A 23329-nucleotide genomic window follows, 5' to 3' on the forward strand; every position below is an offset into this window, starting at 1 on the left:
ATCATTTCAAACCATTTTCTCGTGGCGCACTACTTGCTCCCAAGCTCCTGGAGAGCCAGATTCAACTTGAGCACATTCACTCTTTTCTCGCCGAACACGCCAAGATCGCGTCCTTCAACGTTCTGATCCACCAGCTGCTTCAGCTGGTCCTCCGGAATATGGCGCAGCGCGCTGATCCGAGGAATTTGGACCTCAGCAGAGGCAGGCGTAATATGCGGATCCAGCCCGGAACCCGAGTTCGTGATCAGATCGACAGGCAGCTCGCTGACAGGCACTTTCGGGTTCTCTTTCTCCCACTGCGCGATCGAGTCCTTGACCCGCTTCAGCAGCTCAGGATTCGACGGGGCATAGTTGTTCGAGCCCGAACCTGCGCCATCGTTGTCGATGCTTGAGACCCGTCCTTGGAAAAACGCGGGATCGGTAAAGGTCTGCCCGATGAGCTCCGAGCCCACCGGCTGTCCCGAGGCATCCTTGACCATGCTTCCGTTCGCTTGATGGGGAAAAATCAGCTGAGCCAGCCCCGTGCTTGCCAGCGGATAGGCAATACCGCAAATCACGATAAACAACAAGCTCGAGCGCAGTGCTATCAGCCAAATGGAACCATGCGACACATCTTCGAATTTCGCCGTCGTCTTCATTGTATATCATCCTTTTTCATAATCTTGTTTTTGGGGACTCGCCCCTTCTCTCTATGGGTCATAATCCTAAATCCACAAATGCACGACCAGATCAATCAGCTTGATGCCTGCAAACGGAGCGATAACCCCGCCAAGTCCAAAAATCATCAGGTTCCGGCTCAGCAGCCGCGCCGAGCTCATCGGCTTATACTTAACACCCTTCATCGCCAGTGGAATGAGCAGCGGAATGATGATAGCATTGAAGATCAATGCGCTAAGAATCGCAGACAATGGCGATCCGAGGTGCATAATGTTCAGTGCCTGCATCTGCGGGATCGCCACCATGAACATGGCCGGAATGATCGCAAAATATTTGGCCACGTCATTCGCGATGCTAAATGTAGTCAGCGCTCCCCGCGTCATCAGCAATTGTTTCCCGATCGCAACCACTTCAATGATTTTGGAAGGGTCGGAATCCAGATCGACCATGTTCGCCGCCTCTTTGGCGGCAACCGTGCCGCTGTTCATCGCAATCCCGACATCCGCCTGAGCGAGCGCAGGAGCATCATTCGTCCCGTCACCCGTCATGGCCACAAGCTTCCCTTCCGCCTGTTCGCGGCGGATAACAGCTATCTTATCCTCAGGTTTGCTCTCTGCGATAAAATCATCGACGCCGGCTTCCCGGGCGATCGTTGCCGCCGTCAGCGGATTATCCCCCGTACACATGATCGTCTTGATCCCCATCTGCCGAAGCTGTTCAAATCGTTCCTTCATGCCTGGCTTCACGGTATCTTTCAAATGGATCAAGCCATAGATTTGATTGTCCACAGCAACCGCAAGGGGAGTTCCGCCTTCCGATGCAATCGCATCGGATTTGGCAGCCAGATCGGATGGAATGCTGCCGCCTTGGGCCAGCACCCACTGGCGAACCGCATCAACGGCCCCCTTGCGGACATGGCGCCCATCCTGCAGGTCAATGCCGCTCATTCGGGTCTCTGCCTTAAACTCGATAAATTCGCCGCCCGCCGCATGCGTTTCATCATAATGCAGCGTCTGTTTCTTCATCAGCTCGAGCACGGAGCGTCCTTCCGGCGTTTCGTCCTTCAGCGAGCTTACCGCCGCCCAATAGGCGGTTTCGGGCAAAGAAGCTGCGCCCGTTGGAATGAACTGGCTTGCCATCCGGTTGCCGTATGTGATTGTCCCCGTTTTATCCAGAATCATGGTATTGATATCACCGGAGGCTTCCACGGCTTTCCCTGACATGGCAAGCACATTGAACTGGGTGACGCGGTCCATCCCGGCAATCCCGATCGCGGACAAGAGACCGCCGATAGTGGTAGGAATCAAACATACGAGCAGTGAAATCAACACCGGAATATCAAGCGATACGCCCAAATATTTAGCAATGGGCGCAAGCGTGACAACCACGATCAAAAAGATCAGCGTCAATGTCGTGAGCAGCGTGTTCAGCGCAATTTCATTCGGCGTCTTCTGACGTGATGCGCCTTCAACGAGTGAAATCATCCGGTCGATGAACGATTCGCCTGGATCGCTGGTGATGACCACTTTAATCCGGTCACTGACCACCCGCGTGCCTCCGGTCACTGAACTAAAGTCACCGCCTGCTTCCTTGATGACCGGAGCAGATTCCCCGGTAATGGCCGATTCGTCTACCGAAGCAAGTCCTTCAATGACTTCTCCATCCCCCGGAATCATCTCGCCCTGCGATACGATGACGATGTCTCCCTTGCGCAGTTCCGTAGAATTGACGACTTTGACGTCCGGACCGACCACTTTATTGGCGGTCGTCTCCTTTTTACTCTTTTTCAGGGAGTCGGCTTGAGCTTTGCCCCGGCCTTCGGCCAGTGCCTCGGCAAAATTGGCGAACAGGACCGTGAACAATAGAATCAGAAATACGGTCAGGTTAAAACCCAGCCGCCCGCCGGTATTGAAATAGGCCGGAAACAGGACCATCAGCAATACAACCAATGTGCCGATTTCCACGACGAACATGACCGGATTTTTCATCATCACTACCGGATTCAGTTTAATAAAGCTATCTTTCATGGCATGCTTGATGATACTGCCTGTAAGCATGCTCTTGCGTTGTCCGCTCATGTCTCTTTCCACCTCATTTATACTAGAATTGAAGCTATTCCGTATTTCAGGTTTTTGCACAATTCTTATTTAATTGTCAGGAATTCCGCCACAGGGCCCAGAACCAGTACCGGCAGGAAGGTCAGTGCGCCAATCAGGAGCACGGTTCCGACCAGAATTCCCGCAAACAGCTTGGTATCCGTATGGAAGGTGCCGATGGTTTCAGGAACCGTTCTTTTCCGCGACAACGAGCCGGCTACACCCAAGAGAGCGATAATCGAAACATACCGTCCCAGGAGCATGACAAGCCCTGTGCTTACATTCCAGAACACCGTATTATCTCCCAGGCCCTCAAAGCCCGAGCCGTTGTTCGCCGCGGAAGAGGTATACTCGTAAAGCGATTGGCTCAGCCCGTGATACATCGGATTGGATATCGCGTCTGTCCCCAGATGCGTCATAAATGAAATGGCTGTCGGAGCCAATATAATGAGCGGATGCGCCAGAATCGCGATCGCGATCAGCTTCATTTCCCTGCTCTCGATTTTGCGTCCCAGAAACTCCGGCGTCCGTCCGACCATCAGACCACAGATAAACACGCCCAAGATGGCATACATAATCATATTGACGAAACCGACGCCCTTGCCGCCAAATACAACGTTCAGCATCATTTCCGCAAGGGGAGCAAGCCCGCCGAGCGGTGTCAAGGTATCATGCATGTTGTTAACGGAACCTGTGGTCGCCGCCGTGGTAACGGTCGTAAAGAGTGCGGACTGAGCCACTCCGAAGCGAACCTCCTTGCCCTCCATGCTGCCCTGAGAGCTGTTAATGCCTAATTGGTTAATAAGCGGATTGCCGCTTTTCTCCGAGAAATACGTCAGACTAAGGAAAGCCACGAACAATACCATCATGGCCGAGAAAATAATCCAGCCCTGCTTGCGATTCTTCGCGAATCGTCCAAACGTATAAGGCAATGCTGCGGAAATGGTCCACATGCTCAAGATTTCGATCACGTTGGTCAGCGGACTTGGATTTTCAAATGGATGCGAAGAGTTCGCCCCGAAAAATCCGCCCCCGTTCGTCCCCAAATGCTTGATTGACTCCAGCGAAGCTACAGGTCCCATGGAAATGTGCTGCACTGTACCGCCCAGCGTATTGACGGTTACGGTCGGATCCAGCGTCTGCGGCACTTTCAGCCCCACCAGAACCAATGTCACAATGAGCGCAAGGGGCAGGAAGATACGAATATGGGCTTTGACAAAGTCCTCAAAAAAGTTCCCCATGCCGCCTCTTCTTGTAATGCCTCTCATAAAAGCAATGGCTATGACGAGACCCGAAGCCGCCGACGTAAACATCATCATCGTGATGACGATCATCTGTCCGAAATAGGACATGCCGCTTTCGCCGCTGTAATGCTGAAGGTTCGTGTTGGTCATAAAACTGATGACCGTATTAAAGGACAAGCTGGCCTCCATATTCCCGGTTTCGTTCGGGTTGACCGGCAGCCCGCCCATCAGTCTTAGAATCAGATAGCTGACGGCTACCAAAATCATATTGGTCGCAATCATACTGAGCGCATATTTTTTCCAGCTCATGCCGGAACGGTTTTTCAGACCGATGATTTTATAAAAAAGCTTTTCTACGGGTCCAAAAATCTTGTCCGTACGGTTCGCCTCATTGGAAAACACATGATATATATAGCTGCCTACCGGTTTGACCAGCAGAAGCAGCACTGCGATGACAATACAAATCTGCAGGATATCCAAAATCGCTTCCTCCTCTTAACCTACTAAAATCGTTCCGGATGGATCAGGGCATAGACCAAATAAACAAATACGAGCAGCGCCAGTACCAAAACGACGATCATTTGTCTTCCCCTCCCCCGTCCACGACATGGCCGCACCACGTCAGGAACAGCAGAAAGACACCAAATACGCCTGCCAGTGTCAATATCATCAGAAAGTCCATCATGGCTTCATATCTCCCCTTTTTATTCCCGAAATAAGCACTACTTCAGCAAGAATCCGACCTCGCCATTCAAGGTATGAATGATGTGATTCGCTCCGAGTCCCCGATAGATCCCCGGAGAATTATCCGCCCGGGTAATAATGTAGATGGGGCGCGACGTCCAGGGTCTGCAGATTTGCAAATACCTGCAAGTTAGATTCAGGCTGTTCTCAAAAATAAAAATCCGTCCGATTCTATGATCAGGAACGACCCATTCATCCGTGTTATTGGTATGAATGCGAATGATTTGCGTAGCACCGAGCTTTCTAAGCTCCCGTTCTTCCTTCAGATTATTGGTAAGCACGGCGAAGGGCCGCTTAAGATAAATTAAAAGCTTGATAAATTTGCGTCCGGCCTCGTTCGGCGCTGTGACGATGATGAGTTCCTCATCCACGACTTCGTGCTCCTCCTTCTGGCAGCTTCATCTGCATCAAAAATAGGCCGCAGGAAAGAGGACCTTTCCCGCGGCCTACAAATTCATGACGAAAGAAAGCCATGAAAATATGCTCACGACAAATGCTGCCTCTCCCTATACGCTTACGAGGTTAGCTGACGGATTAGGGCGTGAGAGTCGCCCATCCCTCCATTGTCCCTTTGCAGGACAGAAGGATTCACCCCGGCGCCATGCTCATCAATAAGCATGCTGCTGTTGGTTCCCCCGCTTCCGGTCCAGGACCGGAATTAAGCGTTAAAGACGTTCAAATGTTATAAATTTTGTTGTATTTCCGCTGTATATCAGCATTTTTGGCAATAAAAAACCACAGAGGTCAATTGATCCCCTGTGGTCGATGGATATCGATCACAAGTTTCATCATTCCTCTCTCAAACGACGCTTACGAGGTTAGCTGACGGATTCGAGCGGTGAGAGTCGCTCTACCCGTGTCCGGATCCATGGCATCCGTTCACAGGATTCACCCCTGCGGTATCACCTGCCTCCGACTCTCACACCGGATGACTGGGATACACGCGATTGGTTCCCCCGATTTCCACCCCTATGAATGGAAATTCAGCGATTCAAAAATGGAAACGTCTTGAATTACGATTTGAATCATACACCCGCTTGGAGTTAGTGTAAAGGCATTGCGAAATCGCTTATCGCTTAAAATGACGGCATTTGGAGCAAGGTTATCGCTTACAAGAGTTTATATCTCCTCTAACCTCTCCTATGCTCTCTATTTCATCCATTCTCACAAAACGGGATATTGTCCTTAATTCTTCTTTTCGTAAAAGAATGTGGCATTTTCATAAACCGCCGTGAAGCTGCGCGAGAGCGAGCAAACGGAACAGAAACAGGTGTTACCGCAGGCAGCACGTCAAGTATCCCCCGAAACCGGAGGTCATCTGCGCTAACATGCTCCACCTCTTGATTTACAAACCTTCATTTGTCCTATATCATAAATCCAGTTTACCTAAAACCATGTAAATGCTGAATTCCCGAGCAGGGAAACGGGGGAACCAACCGGTCCATTAGACCGCGGGGTGAATCTCTAACCGGCCATTCCGATTAGCGTAGGGCTTCTCCTGGCCCGAATCCGCCAGCTAACCTCGTAAGCTAGAAGGAGAGAACCATATGCTTCAAGCGGACACCAGCACCCGGGTGCAGGCCGTCATACGCCTCCATGCCATCGAGCTGTTCATTCTGCATTTGCCTTCAAGCAAATCCGAACCCTTGCATTCATTGGGCGATCATTACAGAGTATTAATGAGAATTCATTCAAGTTGCGGCAAAGGCTGGGGTGAGATTTACTTGAACGAGGGGAACCGTCCGGTTGATTGGGTGACATGGGCTTCCTGGTATGAACGGTTTCTGCATAGAAACTTCGCCGATGAAGCCTCCCTGCAAAACGACATCCTCCACTCCATTCAACCGTTTCATCTGCCGAGAGTGCAGCTGCTTTGCGATGCTATTCACGAGACGGCTGCCGGCCGGACTACAAGGGGCAGCGTAACCGAGGATCGGCAGGACTCCGGCCATTTGCTCCGATTCGCCGAGGCATACGTTTCTTTGTTCTGAACAATAAGCAGGATTGAAACCAAATGATTCATTGTATAAAATTAAGTTGTATATGATATAAGAAGCAAGATGATCAGAGTATCGTTAGATTATATCCAGAATGGAAGGGAGGCGGGAACATGTCGGTATACGACTATCACGCCCGCACGCTGCAAGGCAAGGAGATCCCTTTATCCGACTATCAGGATCAGGTACTGCTCATCGTGAATACGGCAAGCAAATGCGGATTTACGCCTCAGTACCGGGGACTTCAAGAGCTGTACGAAAAGTTTCATGACCGCCATTTCGAGATTCTCGGATTTCCCAGCAACCAGTTTGCGCACCAGGAGCCGGGAGACAATGAGGATATTGCGGAGTTTTGCCAGGTCAATTACGGCGTGAACTTTCCCATGTTTGAGAAAACGGATGTCAAAGGCGATCATGCCCATCCCCTGTTCAAACATCTCACCGAAGAGGCACCTGGCGTACTCGGTTCCAAGGCGATCAAATGGAATTTCACTAAGTTTCTGGTCGATAAGCAGGGACGCGTCATCAAGCGATATGCGCCGCAGACGACACCGGACAAAATCGAAGAGGATATTAAAAAGCTGCTCGGAGACTCTTCCTCCCGTTAACCTTGCATGCAAAAAAGAGGCCCGGCGGCCTCTTTTTCATGGTTCGTTAAACATAAAAAGGACCCTTGCCAAAAGCAAGAGCCCTTCATACGTTGTTTTCCTATAAATGCGGTAGAGAGGACTCGAACCTCCACGAGCGTACGCCCACTACCCCCTCAAGATAGCGTGTCTGCCATTCCACCACTACCGCATAGTTATAACTTTTTCAGCAACTTTTTTATTATATACCGATTATACGTAAATGTAAATAGCCAATGAACAGATTCTAATGATATAGCGGCAGGACCCGCTCCTTTTTCAAGAACATAGCAGGCCCGCCTTTCCTCGTCCGCATTAGAAACATACATTAATGATCACAAGACTGTTGTTTTTTATAAAGGGTAAAATTGATGTACTCCCTGATAAATTCTTTTTCCTTTTCGGATAATAATGCGTTGGCTTGTTCACACTCTTCCCACAAATATGTACTTCTGTTTTCCTTTATAAGGAATGATCCCTGCTCTTTGCCCAGAATGAGCCAGTCCAGACTGACACCGAAAAAGGAAGAGATTTCAACGAGTTTATTGGTGCTCGGCGTCGATTTCCCCCTTTTCCAATCCCCGAGGTTGCCTGTGCTGATCCCCAGTTCTTCACAGAATAATTTCTTCGTCATCCCCCGCAGTTTAATTAACGATTCAATTCGATCGTAAATGGATTGCATATCAAACCGCCTTCCAAATCGCCTTTCGACGACGCATATAAGTAATTACACTCTTGCAATGTTACGTAAATACGTATATACTTTTTTTCATGCTATAATCATTATATCATACTGGCAATTGTATCATTAATCGTATTCTTTGTACCATCGGCACCATGTGAATCGCCATTCATAACAACTCCCTCTGTCAGTCTGGACGAGCATTTCATTCCAACCATATAAGGACTTCCATTTCATATTGAGGGAGCGACTTTATTTGTTTAATTCAGACATTACTTCTCTTGATGTTATACACTCACTAAGGCAAGCCATCGCGGTTGTCGACTCCAAAGGCCGTATCCTTTCCGTCAATCATGTCTGGATTCAGAATTCGATTGAAGGTGGCGTTCCTGAGTCCTTTAATTGGATCGGAGTCAATTTCTTGCAGATCTTTGCAGCCCTGTCCGAAGCGGACGGACATTCTCCGAATCAGCTGGATCCCGTGCTGAGTGGAACTGTGCCTCATTTCCGCTCCGAGTTTCAATCTCCTTTTGAGCGAAGCCTGAAGTGGTTCTTATTTGAAGCATCCACCATTTTTCATCACGATAGCCATCCCCCCAAAGGTATGAGCATTTGCCTCACAGATATCACGAAAAGCAAGATGCTGGAGCTCGATTTAATGGAGGCTCTTACGCAAATTCGCACTCTGCGCGGACTCCTTCCGATCTGTGCGGTATGCAAAAGAATCCGGGATGAACATGACATCTGGAATTCGGTGGAAAGCTTCCTTGAAAAACATACCCATGCCGAGTTTACCCACGACATTTGCCCGGATTGTATTCGACGTTTGTATCCGAAATATTCTTCCGTTCTGGACGACCCTCCTGTACATCCTAAAAGCTCGCCCTCTAAATAATCCTTCTACTTCACGAACATGACATCGTCTTGCTTTCTTTCCTTCCATTGGAAAAAATAATTGACGTTTTTCATTGATATGAATATAATTGTTTTTACAATTATTTTTGAAGGAGTGTTTCTTTCTGACCAGATTCGCAGCAACTCACCAATCGATCGGATTCCGATTTGGCAATATGTCACGTAAAATGTCCGCGCTGTTCGCATGCAGGCTAAAACCTTATGGCATTACACCTGAACAATGGACTGTGTTATACCAAGTATACCTTCAGGAGGGAATCAACCAAAAGGAGCTTGCGATGAGATCCGGCAAGGACCAGCCTTCCATTACCCGCATTTTGGATGTGCTTGACAAGAAAGGCTTCATTCAGCGCAAACCCGATCCCGGCGATCGCAGAGCCTATCTGATCTATGCCACCGAGACTGTCCAAGAGCTGATGAATGACACCCTGCCGCTAGAGCTCAGCCTGAACGACGAGTTGATTGCCGGTATTTCGGATGAACAGCTGGAAACGCTGGATCAAATCATGAAACAGATTAACAAGAATATCGACCGAATTTTCGTAGATTAGAGGTTACAGCATTGAAAGACATCAAAGAAAACTTATGGACACGGGAATTCATTATGCTCACCGTATGCAATCTGCTGTTGTTCTTGAACCTGCAGATGATATTATCCCCGCTGCCCGGTTACGTTAAAGAGCATTTTCATGCGGGGGCATTGACGGTCAGCCTGTTTACGACCGTTTTTGCTTTATCCGCTATCATCTCCCGACTATTCTCGGCCAAGGCTTTGGAGAAGGGTAAACGCAATACGATCTTGTTCCTCGGACTCATTCTCGCCTTTCTTGCCACCCTGGGATACTTATGGAGCGGAACGTTAGCCTTGTTGCTGTTGATGCGGATCATATTCGGCATTGGCTTCGGCATGGGCAGCACGACACTACCAACTATGGCATCAGGCGTCATCCCCGTTCGCCGTCTCGGTGAAGGAATGGGCTATTTCGGCCTTTCTACCAGCATCGCGTTATCGCTGGGTCCCGTGGTCGGCAGCATGTTGCTGGATAAACAAGGATTCCCGTCGCTGGTTTATGCCACATTGATCGTCATCGCCTTAATTTTCCCGTTGGTATATCCACTGGCCAAAAAAGTGAAGCCGCCTGCCCCGGCATCTCTTCCAGAGGAGTTTTCTTCCATGCCGCGCAAGAAGGGATTCCCCAAAGCGCTGCTCCTGCCAAGCTTGCTTAACTTGCTGATGTCCGTCACTTACGGCGGCCTTCTAAGCTTCATTAATCTGTTCGGCAAGGAGGCCAGTCTGGCGAATGCCTCATTATTTTTCTTGTTTAATGCAATCGCGGTCATTCTCATCCGGCCTATTTCCGGTAAGATATATGATAAAAAAGGGCATAAGGCCCTGCTGATCCCTGCTGCCGTATTCCTGATTGGGGGACTTTGGCTATTGTCCTATTCGGCTTCTACCGGATTTCTGGCACTCGCTGCCCTTTGTTACGGCCTGGGTTTCGGTACGGCCCAGCCCACTCTCCAATCCTGGATGATCCAATTGGTTCCGCCGCAGAAGCAAGGAATGGCCAACAGCATGTATTTTAACTCGTTGGACCTCGGAATTGCCGTTGGCGCCCTGGTACTCGGTCAAATTGCAGCCTTCAGCAGCTATGGATCGATGTATCGTTATTCCTCCTTATTCTTAGGCGTTTTTATCGTCGTATACGCCCTGTATCTGCTGATGCGGACCAAGAGTGGGAACGATATGATCTCTTCTGCTTCCACCAAATAAGCTACTATTGAAACCAGGACTTGTGAGCCCCTTCTGCCTAAAGGCAGAAGGTTTTTTTATCTCCACATCGATATTCATCCTTCATGTTGCCGTTTCTTCAGTGAAATATCATCATATAAAAGATTCTTTGGACTCTGGCATTCTATCAACTATGAATTCAAATTTTTGGTGATTCTTGGGTATGTTATCCCATATAATGTTGACAGAGGACCTGCTTCAGACAAGTTCTCAATGATATCGGGGAGCCGTGAAGGCATGAATAACAGCATTTCAAAGAGAAATTGGGTATTGGACTTGTCTCCGCCGTTTGCCTCACCCTTCCTGCCGCCAAGCTCATCGATTCCGGTAGACCCGTACGTGTCATTTGCATGGCCATTGCCGCCAACTTTGCCGGGTTGCTCGTCATTTTCTTTTCTACCCATATTGCTTTGCTCTTGTTGGGCATTTTTGGAGCAGGTATCGGTTACGTATTAATTTTGCAAACGCTTACAGCGTGGATTAAGAACCTATACCCCGAGGATCAACGCGGGCAATTCGAAGGAATCAAACAAATTTTCGGCGTCTGCATTCCGATGGTGATCGGGCCGATGATTTCCTACTACATCATTCAATATCACGGCATCCGGATGGAGATCGACGGGGTCATGGGTACTGTTCCTAGCAATACGCTCTTCCTGTTCTCGGCCCTGATCACGTTATTGACCTTCTTCCCTTTGATGCCGGCGAGCAGATTGCATCGCAGCCGCACTCATCTTGCTCCCATACAACCATTACATAAGGAGGATCTGAAGCTATGACCAATCACCGAATTACCACATTCTCGGATTTGCTGTATCCCAACGGAACCTTGATGCAAAAGGGTTATTCAACCAAAGGGGTCATGAACTATAATCGAAAAGCAATTAAAGCCGCACCTTGGCGGATCAAGGAATGGGACTTTTACCAGGTTTCCAACGATGATTACTGCCTGCAGCTGACCATAGGCCATGTCTCGTATGCCGGGAATGTATCGGCCATGTTGATCGATTTCAACAATAAAAAAACCTATACCGTTACCGATATGCTGGTGCTTCCCTTCAATAGGCTCAAAATGCCCGAGTCCGCGGAACATGGCGATCTTGCCGTACATCGCAAAAACATCGACATGCAATTTGAGGTTTACAGGGGTGGGCGCAGACTCCGCTGCAAAACCCGCGATCCCAAAGTGCAGCATAACATGGAGATCGACATCGAGCTTTCCCAGCCCGACATGGAAGCGTTAGTCATCGCAACGCCGTTTGATGATAACCCCCATCATTTTTACTACAATCATAAAATAAACTGCATGCCTGCCAGCGGCACGGTAAAAATGGGTGAGCGGATCATCACCTTCGAGCCTGAGACTTCATTTGGACTCATCGACTGGGGACGCGGCGTATGGCCGTTCAGCCATGAGTGGTTCTGGGGCAACGGAAGCACCTGGATTGACGGCAAACGTTTCGGATTCAATATCGGTTTTGGATTCGGCAATACGGAAGCTGCCACTGAAAACATGCTTTTTTATAACGGGACCTCCCACAAGCTGAACCATGTGTATGTGGATCTCCCCGCAGGCGGTTATATGTCTCCCAAAAAATTCACCAGTGACGACGGCCGGTTTGAGATGGATTTCGAACCGGTGTATGACCGTTATACCGAAACGAAAATGCTGTTCGTGGACAACGGCTGCCACCAGATATTCGGACGTTTCACCGGCAAGGTTGTTCTGGACGACGGTACAGTGCTGGAAGTGAAGGATATGATGGCTTTTATGGAACATGCCGTGAATAACTGGTAATATCGAGGAATGAAGCAAAGCCCTTCTGCATTGGCAGAAGGGCTTTGTGCTGGTTTATACGACAACGTTCCTTACGCTTACCGAAGCTATTTTTGATTCATTCGTCCAACTCTATATCGAGGAGCCAAAGTCATATTTCGGCCATTTTTCAGGAAGCATTTCAGGAACTGGCTCTGCGAAGCATGGGGCTCATCAGCGCCGGCAACAGCGAAACATGTCCTTCGTCCGGAAACTCGACCATTGTGAGATGAACCGGGCCTCGTCCGCTTGCCGACAAAGTCCGGTACAGCCCATTTGCATCGCCAACCATGTGAGGCTTCTCCTGGCTTCCCACACTAAGATGCAGCTCAACGTCTGTCTTCTCAAGCCCCAATTCTTCTTGGCGGTTCTCCCACAGCTGAAGCAGCATGTGTTTTTTCCACCATATGGACGGACTGGCTGCAAAATAACGCCGATATACACCAGGCCGCGTAAACAGCGTATACAAGGTCAAAAAACCACCCAATGAATGACCAAAAAGGGACTGCTTGGATCGATCAACCGGAAAAACTTCTTCCACGGCAGGCTTCAGCTCATCCTCAATAAAATCGAGAAACGCCTCGGCTCCTCCTGTGCGCGGCCAATCCGAACCATCCGGTCTTGCAGGCAGCTCGCTGTCCTCCGCGTGCACGGTATAATCGTAGAAGCGTTCCTGCGTTACGATGGGATCATTTGAATCATAGCCGATTCCCACGATGACAGCCGGCGGAATGCCATGCGGCTTCCTTGACTGCAGTCTCATTGCCTCCGCAAGCGAACCGAACGTGGCATTGGCATCCAGCACATAGAGGATCGGGTATCCCGCTTCCGGAGGAGGACCCATGGGCTCAGCAATGAAAATACGGTAATCCCGCCCCGTTAGCGTGCTGCGCATGCTCCATGCCAAGGTTCCTGGAATATGGACGGCTCCCAAGCGGCTCATAACAGATTTGTGTGTGTCCCCCTCCTCGCCAAACAGCCACTTCAGGGCTTTTGGAAACTGCTTCACCATGAAGAGAGGGTCATGCGTGCCTTCCGAATCGACCGTCAGTTTCAGCCGGCTTGCGGGCGCCCCGTTCTCCGACCACAACCGGTGAGCCTCCATCGTATATTCGACCATGTGTCGCTGCAGATTCCTCTTGTAAATTCCTTCATTACGGCCGACAGACATGTACATGCGCTGATGGTCATCCATCCCTTGACTCTCCCGGATGAAATCCATGACTCCCTCGTACCAGAAGGAGGCAGATATGAGTCCGATTCGTCCAAAAACCTCCGGACGCCAGCAGCCCGCAAATAATGAAATTAATCCGCCGAATGATCCGCCGATCATGGCCGTTGCTTCAGCATGGCTCTTTGTACGGTAATGACGATCGATAAACGGCTTCAGCACATCAGCGACCTCATCCACATAGGCTCGTCCCTGCCCGCCAAAATCCGGATAACCGTCCAGCAGTGCAGTGGCGGGCCACGGTGTATATTCATCGTTTCGCGCACGCGTCACGACGCCGACCAAAATCATTTCTTCCAGTTGTCCGGATGCATATAAATGTTCCATGTAATTATGGCATTCGGTAAACAGATCTCCGCCGTCCTGTACATAAGCGACGGGAAAACGGCGATCGGACTTTTCATAAGAGGGCGGCAGATAAACAATCAATGTCCGCTCCCCAATGGTCAGCTCTTTATAAAAAATGATTCTCTCCCCCAGTCTCTTACGATCTTGAACGGATCAACAGAAAAATAAAGTATGGAACCCCAATGATTGAAACCACAATGCCAACAGCCAGCTCCGCCGGAGCAAATACGGTTTTCCCGATAAAATCACCAACGAGAACTATAATCATGCCTACAACGCCGCTGACCGGAATGATATGGACGTGCCGCAATCCAACCAGCTGTCTGGCTAAATGAGGCGCAATTAATCCGATAAAAGCAATGCTGCCGGATACGGCGACACTGGCACTGACCAGACCGACACTGCACAGCAGGAATATATTCTGTTCGCGTTGTACTGACACTCCCAGGCTTTTCTGGCTTTCACCGCTCAACTGAAAGAGATCCAGCACGTGAGCACGCATACAGATCACGGGCAGGAGCAGCAGCCACGGCAGCATCGTAACGACAAATTTCCAGTTGGCGCTCTGCAAGCTCCCTGCTAGCCATACGACGGCCATTTCGTAATCGCTCGGATTCATTTTAAGAGAAATATATACTGTGAGTGCTCCAAAGCCCGAGGCGATGGCAATGCCGACCAATATCAGGCGCTGCGGATCAAGCTTGCCCTTCTCTTTGGCAAATAGATATATGGCCGTCGTGGCCGCCACCCCTCCAGCCAAGCCAAACATCGGCATCATCATGACTCCCAGCCAGCCGGAGGCGGATATACTCCCTTGGAATATGAACATGAACAGCACCACAGAAAGTCCGGCTCCAGCATTGACACCCAATATTCCCGGATCGGCAAGCCCGTTTCTCGTCACCCCTTGGATGATGGAACCGGCCATTCCCAGCGCAAAACCCACAAGGCCTCCGAGCACGATCCGGGGCAACCGGAATTCGAACACCACCAAATCATGTTCCGGCTGGGGGTGAAACCTCAGCAGTGTCTTGATGACATCCAGTACGGATAAGTCGAACGCTCCGTTCGTCAAGCTGAGATAAGCCGCAGCAGCCGCAAGCAGGAGTCCAGATACGATGACGGTCCAAAACCGTCTGTGGGAACCTTTATTCACGCTGCGCACCTCCCCTTGTCCGGATCAAATACAAGAAGAAAGGTACACCGATCAAAGCTGTAACCACGCCGACCGGCGTTTCAAACGGATAATTGATAAAGCGCGCCACGATATCACAGAGCGCAAGAAAAATCCCGCCCAATACGCCGGAGACCGGAATGATCCAGCGGTAATCGGAGCCTGAACAAAACCGGGCAATGTGGGGAATAATCAGGCCCACAAAGGCTACCTTGCCCGCAAGAGCCACGGAAACTCCGGTCAGCAAGACGACGGCCAAGATGGCCAATGCCTTGGTCAACCAGGTACGAATCCCCAACCCTTTGGCGACTTCTTCCCCCAATGACAACGCCGAGATGGACTTCGATATGATCAGAGCCAATGTCAGACCGACAATCGCAAACGGGATACTCAAGCGGATCAGCTCCGGGTCCATTTGGTGCAGCCGGGCGTTATACCAAAAACTGATATTTTGCGAAACCTGATAGTAGGTAGCTATCGCATGTGCCGTTCCGCTGAGAAACGTACCGATGATTGAACCGATGATGGCCAGCTTCACGGGGCTAAGCCCATGCGGTATGCACCAGGCCAATCCGAAGACGATTCCCGCCCCGAGGGCTGAACCGATCAGCGAACTTGTGATATACAAATGCGGGCTCGTGTTCGGCAAAAAGACCATACAGATCGTTACCGCGAAAACCGATCCGTCCGACACGCCCATAATGGATGGAGAAGCCAAATAATTTCGGGTCATTCCCTGCATTAAAGCACCTGATACCGCAAGAAATGCGCCTATCAGCAATGCGCCAACAACACGCGGGAGCCGTGAGGAGATAATAATCTGATGATCCACATTATCCGCGTTAAAAGCAAAAATGGAGTTCCAAATCTCGCTTGCAGTGATGTTTTTAGCGCCATATAAAATGGAAGCCAGAATCAATAACACAATGGCTGCCGGGGCTATTCCGAGTATAACCACCGGCAGCGTACGCTTAAGCTGCATAATCAACACGCCTTATATTGAACAAATTGAACTCACAATCGATCTACTCAGTAAGTTTGACTGAGGCTGCCTTCAGAAACTCTATTTTGCTGTACGCCGTTCCGCCTTGCAAAAGAGGGTCAACGACATTCACAAAAGCTTTGCCGTTTTTGAATGCGTTCAGGCTCTTGATAATCGGGTCGTTTTGAAAATCCTCAAGCGCATTAGGCGTATCCTTGTTTTCATCCGGCAAGGATTGGATAAACAGAATGTCCGGATTCATTTCGGCGATTTTTTCCTTGGATATCAGCTCCTGGGCTTTGGCCGCTTTCACTTCAGCAGGTGCCGAAAGTCCGAGATCCTGATATAGGACCGGATTGAAGAAGACGCCTTCCGGATAGATATAGAGCTCTCCTCCGCGAATACGTATCGCAAGAACCTTCTTATCTTTCAAACGATCCCCGATTTGCGCTTTGGTTGCCTCAAGGTCCGACTTATACTTCGCAATTTCCTGCTCCGCCTGCTCCTGCTTTCCGCTGAGCTCTCCAAGCAGCTTCAAGTTCGCTTCCCAATTGGTTGATACATGGGAGTACGGAATGGTAGGCGCGATTTTTTTCATCTTCTCTATGACTTCAGGTTTAAACTTGCTTGAACTCAGAATGACATCCGGTTTAAGAGACAATATAGTCTCATAATTCGGTTCCATTTTTTCACCGACAGAAGTGGCATTTTTGGTGATGGATTCAAACAGCGGCGGGAATTTGCCGGAGAAAGTGATCGCTCCGACCGGATTCACATCAAGGACAATCGAATCCTCCATGGCTTCAACCGCACCGCTAATGACGATCCGTTCCACTTGGGAAGGAAGTGTATATTCCTGATCCAGGTATTTCACGACTTTAGTATCTGATGATGCAGCAGCCTCCGGTGCTTTTTCGGCAGACGGATCTGCGGTAGTTTGACTTGAGTTCTGGGCCGCAGCATCCGATGTTTGGTTTTCTTTTCCACAAGCCGACAAGACCATGGCAAGCATCAGGAATACTCCTAGTAAAAGCTTCATTCTTTTCATCTCTATCTGATTTCTCCCTTCGACGTTCCCTCTATGATTGATAATGATTATCATTATTGATAGTAAAGGAGGAATGCCTATTCCACCATGGACAAATTCCCGATTTCTCATGGATTTTTCCCGGTTAAGAACCTTGCAGCCGATTCTGCCATCTGCTCGATGGCAACGGGCGAAAACTCACGCCACGGATAGGAAGGGATCATATGCAGCTTCCCCTCCTTCACGGCGCGCAAAGACAACCACTCCGGTGAAGAGGATAACCTCCGCCAATAAGCCAAAGTCTCCGAATCCTGCCTCACCAAAATCAGAATATGGTCAGCTTCAGTCCTTCGCAGGTCCCCCACTGTTAAAGGCGCGAAATCCGATAATCCCGGGGAAAGCGTTGATATCCGGCAGCCAAGCTGCTCGCCTAGCACCTCTTTGATGGCGCGGCTGTTATTTAATCTGAGCTGGTTCTGGCAGACACGTGCGCATACCAATGCGGACTGCTGGAGATATGGTGCGATATGGCGCTGGAGCAATTTCATTTTCCGGGAAAAGGATTGCAGCCACTGTTCCGCTTCCTCCGTTCGATTCAGCCACTTGGCCAGATCCCGGAGTTCTTCTTCCCAACTCCCCGTTTCCAGCGGCATCTCGTAAATCGGAGCAATTCGCGCCAACCTCTCCTTCTCCCACGGCTCCAACTCCTGCGTACAAATAATCCGTTCGGGCTGCGCAGTCTCAAGCTTGTCCAGATTGGCTTCTTTGTTGTGATTCTGCCGATAAGCGTCCAGATGCACGGGGATTTCAGGCCCGAGAGTGTGGTACTGTTCTGCAGACCATTTCGGATGGAGAGGTGCAGCATATGGAATAATGTGAAGCGGAATCAGATAACCGAGCAGCGAGGTGGAGCCGTAGAGAGCAATTTTGTTTTTCTCCTTCTTCATATAAGCCGAGGGAGACAGTCCGAATTCCTTCTTAAATTTTCTGCTGAAATAAAACTCGTCTTTATATCCAACCAGATGCGCTATTTCTTTCAAAAGTACATCCGATCCAAGCATCAGCTGTTTAGCCTTGTTCATCCGTATCTGTGCCAGATAATCGACTACACTGCATCCGTAGGTTCTTTTGAAGATCTCGGCAAAATAGCTGGAGCTGAAGTCAGCAATCCCAGCCAGCTGTTCCACGGTCAGATCCTCGCTATAATGCTCTTCCATGAATGTTTTGGCACGCTCAAGCGCTTGGCTTTTATCATTTTTGCTATCCAAACCGCTTTCCTGGATCAACTCGTACAAGAATTCCTGGAAATCCAGTTGAGCTCGCCACCGGATCATTTCCTGCGCATGGTGAAAATGTTTGTAGATCGTGCGGCAGATCGACTGTGTCTTCTCAACCGAACTTAACGCCGCTCCTTCTTCCAGGAATATCGATGGATCCTCGATGGCAAGAAGTCTGCCCTTGTGTAACGAATGCGCTTGATAAACGCTGAAGTTAAAGACGGCAATGGATGCCGGTTCCGTTCCATAGCCAGTTAACCCGAATGTTTTTCCGCCAGGACAGATATACGCGGAGCCTTCTCCCATCCGAATGGCCCGATCCTCCAGTTCCAGAACCGCCTCTCCTTTCAGCAAAATAATCATGACGCTCTGCATGACCAACTGCTGCGCTAGGCGCAGTCCTTTTTCCTGCAATAATTCCGTGTCCCACAGTCTGAAGGTCAGGTCATGCAGCTTCACCCTACTTTTACTTCCATATATCATGAATCAAAATACCGCCTTTTATTGAGAATGGTTATCATTATCATAACATAACCATCGATTTCTGGAACGCAAAAGTTCGCGCGCTTCCTCCACATGAAATGTTTCTTGCATATAAAAATAAACAGCCTCAGTCCGAAAAGGACTGAAGCTGTTTAAAAGGCAGGAAGGCCGCTCCCGCTGCTATGGCTACAAATGAAAAGAAGTCCACGCTTATCGCGTGGACTTCCTGTTGTATGCGGTAGAGAGGACTCGAACCTCCACGGGCATACGCCCACTACCCCCTCAAGATAGCGTGTCTGCCATTCCACCACTACCGCATGTATAAGGGAAACTTGCTTAATAAAAACTGGTGAGCCATGAAGGACTCGAACCTTCGACACCCTGATTAAAAGTCAGGTGCTCTACCAACTGAGCTAATGGCTCTCGCTGACTCACTAGGATGTGTGCCAATAACTGTAGGGGATACTCTCTCTTCGTTCGAGACTGCGATGCAGCGCTGACGAAGTTTATGCTCCGACGAACCCTATAGGTTCTCATCCCCCATCGAAACTTGTATTAAAGTGACCCGTAGGGGATTCGAACCCCTGTTACCTCCGTGAAAGGGAGGTGTCTTAACCCCTTGACCAACGGGCCGTATCAACAAAGCGTGACAACAAAAATTATCTTACCAGAATTTTTAGGACATGACAAGTGTTTTTTTGATATTTTTTTATCGGCCGCTCACAGCGCTGTTTTTGCCGAAAAGAAATGAATAAATTTAATGCTGTCATGGCATCTTATGATTGGCATTTCACATAAGAGGATTGCACAAATCCAAAACTACACACATAAAGGAGATTCCTAACTATGGCTAAGCCTGATGACCGTTCCGACAACGCAGAGAAGATTCAAAACTCGATCCATAACACCCGTGAGAACATCCAAGAAACCAACGACTATCTCGATGAGCATGCCGATGAAATTTCAGGTCAGGAGCAAAGTAGCCTTGAGCACAAAAATGCCAAGCGTGAAAGAGCGATTGAAGGATTCGAAGAAGAATACCAGGACGAAAAATAATGTATGCTGGATGAGGCTTCTCATCCCTACGCAAAAAGCTCCCAACCGCTATTGCGGTGGGAGCTTTCTGTTGTTATTTCGGAACGGAGAGAGAGGGATACCCTCCCTCCGGTCGGGACTGCGATACGGTTCCTACCGATGCTTATGCTCCGACGCCCCCTCTGCGAGGGTTCTCATCCCTATGCACAAAGCTCCCATCCGCTATTGCGGTGGGAGCCTTGTGTTGTTATTTCGGAACGGAGAGAGAGGGATACCCTCCCTCCGGTCGGGACTGCGATGCGGTTCCTATCGATGCTTATGCTCCGACGCCCCCTCTGCGAGGGTTCTCATCCCTATGCAAAAAGCTCCCATCCGCTATTGCGGTGGGAGCTTTCTGTTGTTATTTCAGAACGGAGAGAGAGGGATTCGAACCCTCGCACCGCTTACGCAGTCTAACCCCTTAGCAGAGGGTCCCCTTATAGCCACTTGGGTATCTCTCCAAGAAAATGGCTCCCCGAACAGGACTCGAACCTGTGACAACTCGATTAACAGTCGAGTGCTCTACCAACTGAGCTATCAGGGAACGTTTACAAATGGTAACAATCAATAATTTATCATGATTTCTGAGGCGAGTCAAGCGTCTGCTGAAGAAGCTTCCCCTTACATTTTCCGCACCGGAAACGCCGGGTATCCACCTTCCGCTTCCGCATATATTTCATGCCGCAGTCCTTGCACACCAATACATAACGGTACGGCAGCACCTTCCGGCCGCCGCGGTTTGGTAGCGAGCTGCAGAAGCGGCTTCCTCCCACATGCCGGAGAAGCTGCTTGAAGTCCTGGTCACGGTGCTTGTACCCCCTGCCAGCCAGATGCAGATGGTAATGGCAGAGCTCATGCTTGATGATTTTCTCTACCTCTTCCCTCCCGTTTTCATCCAGCTGATGGGGATTGATCTCGATATCATGACTCTTCGTAAAATAACGTCCCCCGGTGGAGGACAATCTCTTATTAAAGGTTGCCTGGTGCCGGAAAGGCACGCCAAAGCTGTCGATCGACACTTTTTCCACCCAGACCTGCAGCTCTTCATTACTCATGATTGACATAGCGTTTGCCTACTCCCTTTCCGCACAGCTTCTTCCTGCATGCTATTCAAGCTCAAGGAATGCTACTTGAATTTTAACTTCTTACTAAGCTACACTGTCAAGTAAAGGATTACTTCGCATCGAAAAGCACGCAGCAACTATAGAGGGGGAACTCATATTATGCCAAACATGCGTTATGTCATTTTGCAACTGGGAGACAAGCTCCAGTATGTGGAGATGCCTGCGGATTACGCTTATCAGCTCAGCGCGCTCAACTTAAGACTCCATAAGGAAGTCAGCAAACTTACCGCCCAAGGAACACCGGAACTGCCGCTCGCCGTGGCTGAATGTGATCAGCTCGAGCTGCTTCAGGAAACAGCTTCCATCGTCGGCGGTCTCGATTACATTAATGAACTGGAGCGTTCCTTCGCTTCCCTTAATGAAACGAACTACCCGCTGATCTCTCTGCTCACGGAAATTCGTGCCTTGCAGGCGCAGCTCGAACAATGGTACGAGGAAGAAGCGATCTAACTCACTTCGAGGCATGATATCATCATTAATACCATGTAGACCTGCACCCATTAGGCTTCTTCCCCATATGCTATCCATACAGAAGGTTTAGCAAGAGGAGGAGATACCCTTGCCGCAATGGCTCTGCAATCAACTGACACGCGCCTTTCGCAAAAAAGACAGACGCCAAATCAAGCTGCTGAATGATTGCTGGTTCTTTTACCGGAATTCAGCAGGCGAAGTCTCGGATCATTCATAAGTTGGCTGTTCAATCCATAACGTTACGCACAAGCAAGCCGGACTAATCGTCCGGCTTCTTTTTTTTGCCGCTATAAATGCTTTCTATAAGTAGCTTCGATTCGCCGGCCAGGAGCCTTGCAGTTTCGCTAGTAGAATAATTTGTCCGGTATGGTATGCATCATGCGTAATCAAGCTCATGAAGCGTTGGGGTTTGGTCTCGATTTCCTCTTCAGACATCTGTTCAAGCGCATGACGTAAAGAAGAGTGCACCTCCAACATCCTGGACTTGACGTTTTCCCAGGCCTCCTTGCTTGCTTCCGGAATGAGAAAAGTCTCGTCGTTTCCAGCATGCTGCTCATCCGGCACACCTGAAAGCCGCTTCAGCAGGCGCTCTTTGAAATAGAGTAAATGCTGAACGTTCTCCCATATGCTGTTGGCTGCGCCTATCTCGGGTTTCCACAAGGCCTGTTCAAATGTAACATCCTTCAGCGCATGCATCAGCGGAGGATACCAATCCTCTTGATCCAGACAAAAATCCCAGTATTGCAACAAAAGATTCCGGACACTCATTCCAATCGCCTCCCGCTTTATGTAACTACCTTAAGTATGATATGGTAGTTACAACGACAATAGCACATCTTTTTGCCTTGTACAAGCAGCATTCAGAATCCTAAGATCATCCCTCCTCCCACCCTTAAACATCCTGCAGGATAGCAAAAGCGAGCCGAGGTTGTTAAAATGTTGCTATAGAAAGGATGAATCGAATGCTCTGGGATGATTTTGTAAACAGCGAATGGCATGATTGGCGGGGCAGCGGACGCTCTGAGGACCGGCTGGGTCAGGAAAAATGGCTCCATTGGTTCATGCAGCAGGAGCAAGTAACCGCGCCTGATCTTCCAAGCCAAAAGGAATTAGATGAACTAAGGGAGCTCCGATCCTTTTTGCTTGACCTGATCAGACACATTGCTTCAGGAGAAGCCGTTACTTCGTACCAAGTTGATATTCTAAACGAATGGATGGCAAAAGCGCCGGTTTACCGCAAGCTGTCCCAATCCGCAGATCAAGCCATCCATCTATCCTATTTCCCGGAAAACGCCAATTGGACGCAAGTGATGGCTGAAATTTCAGCCTCCTTTGCGTCTACATTGGAGAAAGGCGATCTGTCCCGAATTCGTATCTGCGACAATCCAGACTGCCTATGGGTCTACTATGATGACACGCGCAACCGTTCGAAGCGGTACTGCGACGATAAAATGTGCGGCAATTTGATGAAGGTCCGACGTTTCCGGGCTAAAAAGAAGCTCTCATCCTCCCCTTCTAACAGCTCCATGCCGAAAGCGGAGGAAGAGTTATAGGAATGACCGCACATAG

24 protein-coding genes, 6 tRNA genes and 3 riboswitches are annotated in these 23329 nt (G+C 49.4%); of the genes, 11 read left to right on the plus strand and 19 right to left on the minus strand.

The annotated features are described in order from the left end of the window. Positions 1–29: 29 nt before the first annotated feature. From kdpC to GRF59_RS12370, 5 genes are all read right to left on the minus strand, one after another. Positions 30–638, minus strand: coding sequence for a potassium-transporting ATPase subunit KdpC (kdpC, locus tag GRF59_RS12350; RefSeq protein ID WP_160497833.1), 609 nt, complete (start codon positions 636–638; stop codon positions 30–32). 66 nt (positions 639–704) lie between these two features. Beyond that, entirely contained in the window at positions 705–2735 is a 2031-nt protein-coding gene (kdpB, locus tag GRF59_RS12355; RefSeq protein ID WP_160497834.1) for a potassium-transporting ATPase subunit KdpB, read from the minus strand. 65 nt (positions 2736–2800) lie between these two features. Further along, positions 2801–4477, minus strand: coding sequence for a potassium-transporting ATPase subunit KdpA (kdpA, locus tag GRF59_RS12360; protein ID WP_160497835.1), 1677 nt, complete (start codon positions 4475–4477; stop codon positions 2801–2803). 23 nt (positions 4478–4500) lie between these two features. Then, positions 4501–4578 carry a K(+)-transporting ATPase subunit F gene (kdpF, locus tag GRF59_RS30285; RefSeq protein ID WP_160498257.1) on the minus strand — a complete coding sequence of 26 codons (78 nt, stop codon included), beginning with the start codon at positions 4576–4578 and terminating at the stop codon, positions 4501–4503. A 141-nt stretch (positions 4579–4719) separates the two neighbouring features. Further along, entirely contained in the window at positions 4720–5112 is a 393-nt protein-coding gene (locus GRF59_RS12370; protein WP_160497836.1) for a hypothetical protein, read from the minus strand. Between the two features lie 124 nt (positions 5113–5236). After that, a riboswitch (cyclic di-AMP (ydaO/yuaA leader) is annotated at positions 5237–5416 on the minus strand. 116 nt (positions 5417–5532) lie between these two features. Continuing rightward, a riboswitch (cyclic di-AMP (ydaO/yuaA leader) is annotated at positions 5533–5740 on the minus strand. Positions 5741–6132: 392 nt separating this feature from the next. Next, a riboswitch (cyclic di-AMP (ydaO/yuaA leader) is annotated at positions 6133–6287 on the plus strand. A 1-nt stretch (position 6288) separates the two neighbouring features. Here GRF59_RS12370 and GRF59_RS12375 point away from each other — a divergent pair. After that, positions 6289–6732, plus strand: coding sequence for a hypothetical protein (locus GRF59_RS12375; RefSeq protein WP_160497837.1), 444 nt, complete (start codon positions 6289–6291; stop codon positions 6730–6732). 119 nt (positions 6733–6851) lie between these two features. Then, on the plus strand, positions 6852–7346 hold the full coding sequence (locus tag GRF59_RS12380) for a glutathione peroxidase (protein ID WP_160497838.1): 495 nt from the start codon (positions 6852–6854) through the stop codon (positions 7344–7346). Positions 7347–7453: 107 nt separating this feature from the next. On the opposite strand, the gene GRF59_RS12385 is transcribed toward GRF59_RS12380, so the two are convergent. Further along, positions 7454–7536: transfer RNA gene (locus tag GRF59_RS12385), tRNA-Leu, on the minus strand. A gap of 156 nt (positions 7537–7692) precedes the next feature. Next, entirely contained in the window at positions 7693–8046 is a 354-nt protein-coding gene (locus GRF59_RS12390; RefSeq protein ID WP_160497839.1) for a helix-turn-helix domain-containing protein, read from the minus strand. A 256-nt stretch (positions 8047–8302) separates the two neighbouring features. Here GRF59_RS12390 and GRF59_RS12395 point away from each other — a divergent pair, with 256 nt between their 5' ends. From GRF59_RS12395 to GRF59_RS12415, 5 genes are all read left to right on the plus strand, one after another. Continuing rightward, positions 8303–8941, plus strand: coding sequence for a hypothetical protein (locus GRF59_RS12395; RefSeq protein ID WP_160497840.1), 639 nt, complete (start codon positions 8303–8305; stop codon positions 8939–8941). Positions 8942–9116: 175 nt separating this feature from the next. Beyond that, positions 9117–9512: a MarR family winged helix-turn-helix transcriptional regulator gene (locus tag GRF59_RS12400; RefSeq protein ID WP_160497841.1), complete on the plus strand. Its 396-nt coding sequence runs from the start codon at positions 9117–9119 to the stop codon at positions 9510–9512. Positions 9513–9523: 11 nt separating this feature from the next. Further along, entirely contained in the window at positions 9524–10735 is a 1212-nt protein-coding gene (locus tag GRF59_RS12405; RefSeq protein ID WP_160497842.1) for an MFS transporter, read from the plus strand. Positions 10736–11016: 281 nt separating this feature from the next. Further along, the gene (locus GRF59_RS12410) at positions 11017–11532 is read left to right on the plus strand and encodes an MFS transporter (protein ID WP_160497843.1); all 516 of its coding nucleotides are present in this window, start codon (positions 11017–11019) and stop codon (positions 11530–11532) included. Next, a complete protein-coding gene (locus GRF59_RS12415; protein ID WP_160497844.1) occupies positions 11529–12551 on the plus strand; it encodes a DUF2804 domain-containing protein in 1023 nt (340 codons plus the stop codon). Before GRF59_RS12410 ends, GRF59_RS12415 begins: the two co-directional genes overlap by 4 nt. A 160-nt stretch (positions 12552–12711) precedes the next feature. On the opposite strand, the gene GRF59_RS12420 is transcribed toward GRF59_RS12415, so the two are convergent. The 8 genes from GRF59_RS12420 to GRF59_RS12455 form a co-directional block, all read right to left on the minus strand. Beyond that, a complete protein-coding gene (locus GRF59_RS12420) occupies positions 12712–14229 on the minus strand; it encodes an alpha/beta hydrolase (RefSeq protein WP_237391732.1) in 1518 nt (505 codons plus the stop codon). A 55-nt stretch (positions 14230–14284) separates the two neighbouring features. Continuing rightward, a complete protein-coding gene (locus GRF59_RS12425) occupies positions 14285–15304 on the minus strand; it encodes a FecCD family ABC transporter permease (RefSeq protein WP_160497845.1) in 1020 nt (339 codons plus the stop codon). Continuing rightward, positions 15297–16304: a FecCD family ABC transporter permease gene (locus GRF59_RS12430; RefSeq protein ID WP_160497846.1), complete on the minus strand. Its 1008-nt coding sequence runs from the start codon at positions 16302–16304 to the stop codon at positions 15297–15299. The genes GRF59_RS12425 and GRF59_RS12430 overlap by 8 nt, the downstream gene beginning before the upstream one ends. A gap of 43 nt (positions 16305–16347) precedes the next feature. Beyond that, on the minus strand, positions 16348–17352 hold the full coding sequence (locus tag GRF59_RS12435) for an ABC transporter substrate-binding protein (RefSeq protein ID WP_160497847.1): 1005 nt from the start codon (positions 17350–17352) through the stop codon (positions 16348–16350). 107 nt (positions 17353–17459) lie between these two features. After that, on the minus strand, positions 17460–19091 hold the full coding sequence (locus GRF59_RS12440) for an AraC family transcriptional regulator (protein ID WP_160497848.1): 1632 nt from the start codon (positions 19089–19091) through the stop codon (positions 17460–17462). Positions 19092–19325: 234 nt separating this feature from the next. After that, positions 19326–19408 (minus strand) — tRNA-Leu (locus GRF59_RS12445). 30 nt (positions 19409–19438) lie between these two features. Beyond that, a tRNA-Lys gene (locus GRF59_RS12450) sits at positions 19439–19514 on the minus strand. Positions 19515–19652: 138 nt separating this feature from the next. Continuing rightward, positions 19653–19724: transfer RNA gene (locus tag GRF59_RS12455), tRNA-Glu, on the minus strand. A gap of 213 nt (positions 19725–19937) precedes the next feature. Here GRF59_RS12455 and tlp point away from each other — a divergent pair. Then, entirely contained in the window at positions 19938–20147 is a 210-nt protein-coding gene (tlp, locus tag GRF59_RS12460; protein ID WP_160497849.1) for a small acid-soluble spore protein Tlp, read from the plus strand. Between the two features lie 390 nt (positions 20148–20537). Here the strand turns inward: tlp and GRF59_RS12465 are convergent. The 3 genes from GRF59_RS12465 to GRF59_RS12475 all read right to left on the minus strand — a co-directional run bounded on the left by GRF59_RS12465 (position 20538) and on the right by GRF59_RS12475 (position 21220). Continuing rightward, positions 20538–20626, minus strand: a tRNA-Ser gene (locus tag GRF59_RS12465). 7 nt (positions 20627–20633) lie between these two features. Continuing rightward, a tRNA-Asn gene (locus GRF59_RS12470) sits at positions 20634–20709 on the minus strand. 31 nt (positions 20710–20740) lie between these two features. After that, positions 20741–21220, minus strand: a complete 480-nt coding sequence (locus GRF59_RS12475; protein WP_160497850.1) for a SprT family protein — start codon at positions 21218–21220, stop codon at positions 20741–20743. A gap of 168 nt (positions 21221–21388) precedes the next feature. Here GRF59_RS12475 and GRF59_RS12480 point away from each other — a divergent pair, with 168 nt between their 5' ends. Beyond that, the gene (locus GRF59_RS12480) at positions 21389–21739 is read left to right on the plus strand and encodes a hydrolase/acyltransferase (RefSeq protein WP_160497851.1); all 351 of its coding nucleotides are present in this window, start codon (positions 21389–21391) and stop codon (positions 21737–21739) included. A gap of 109 nt (positions 21740–21848) precedes the next feature. Beyond that, the gene (gene cmpA, locus GRF59_RS12485) at positions 21849–21977 is read left to right on the plus strand and encodes a cortex morphogenetic protein CmpA (RefSeq protein WP_160497852.1); all 129 of its coding nucleotides are present in this window, start codon (positions 21849–21851) and stop codon (positions 21975–21977) included. 83 nt (positions 21978–22060) lie between these two features. On the opposite strand, the gene GRF59_RS12490 is transcribed toward cmpA, so the two are convergent. Beyond that, positions 22061–22528, minus strand: a complete 468-nt coding sequence (locus tag GRF59_RS12490; RefSeq protein WP_160497853.1) for a DinB family protein — start codon at positions 22526–22528, stop codon at positions 22061–22063. A 185-nt stretch (positions 22529–22713) separates the two neighbouring features. On the opposite strand from GRF59_RS12490, the gene GRF59_RS12495 reads away from it, so the two are divergent. Further along, positions 22714–23313, plus strand: coding sequence for a CGNR zinc finger domain-containing protein (locus GRF59_RS12495; protein WP_341480049.1), 600 nt, complete (start codon positions 22714–22716; stop codon positions 23311–23313). The last annotated feature ends 16 nt before the right edge of the window (positions 23314–23329 follow it).

It is taken from the genome of Paenibacillus dendrobii (assembly GCF_009807035.1).
Lineage (GTDB): Bacteria > Bacillota > Bacilli > Paenibacillales > Paenibacillaceae > Paenibacillus_AQ > Paenibacillus_AQ dendrobii.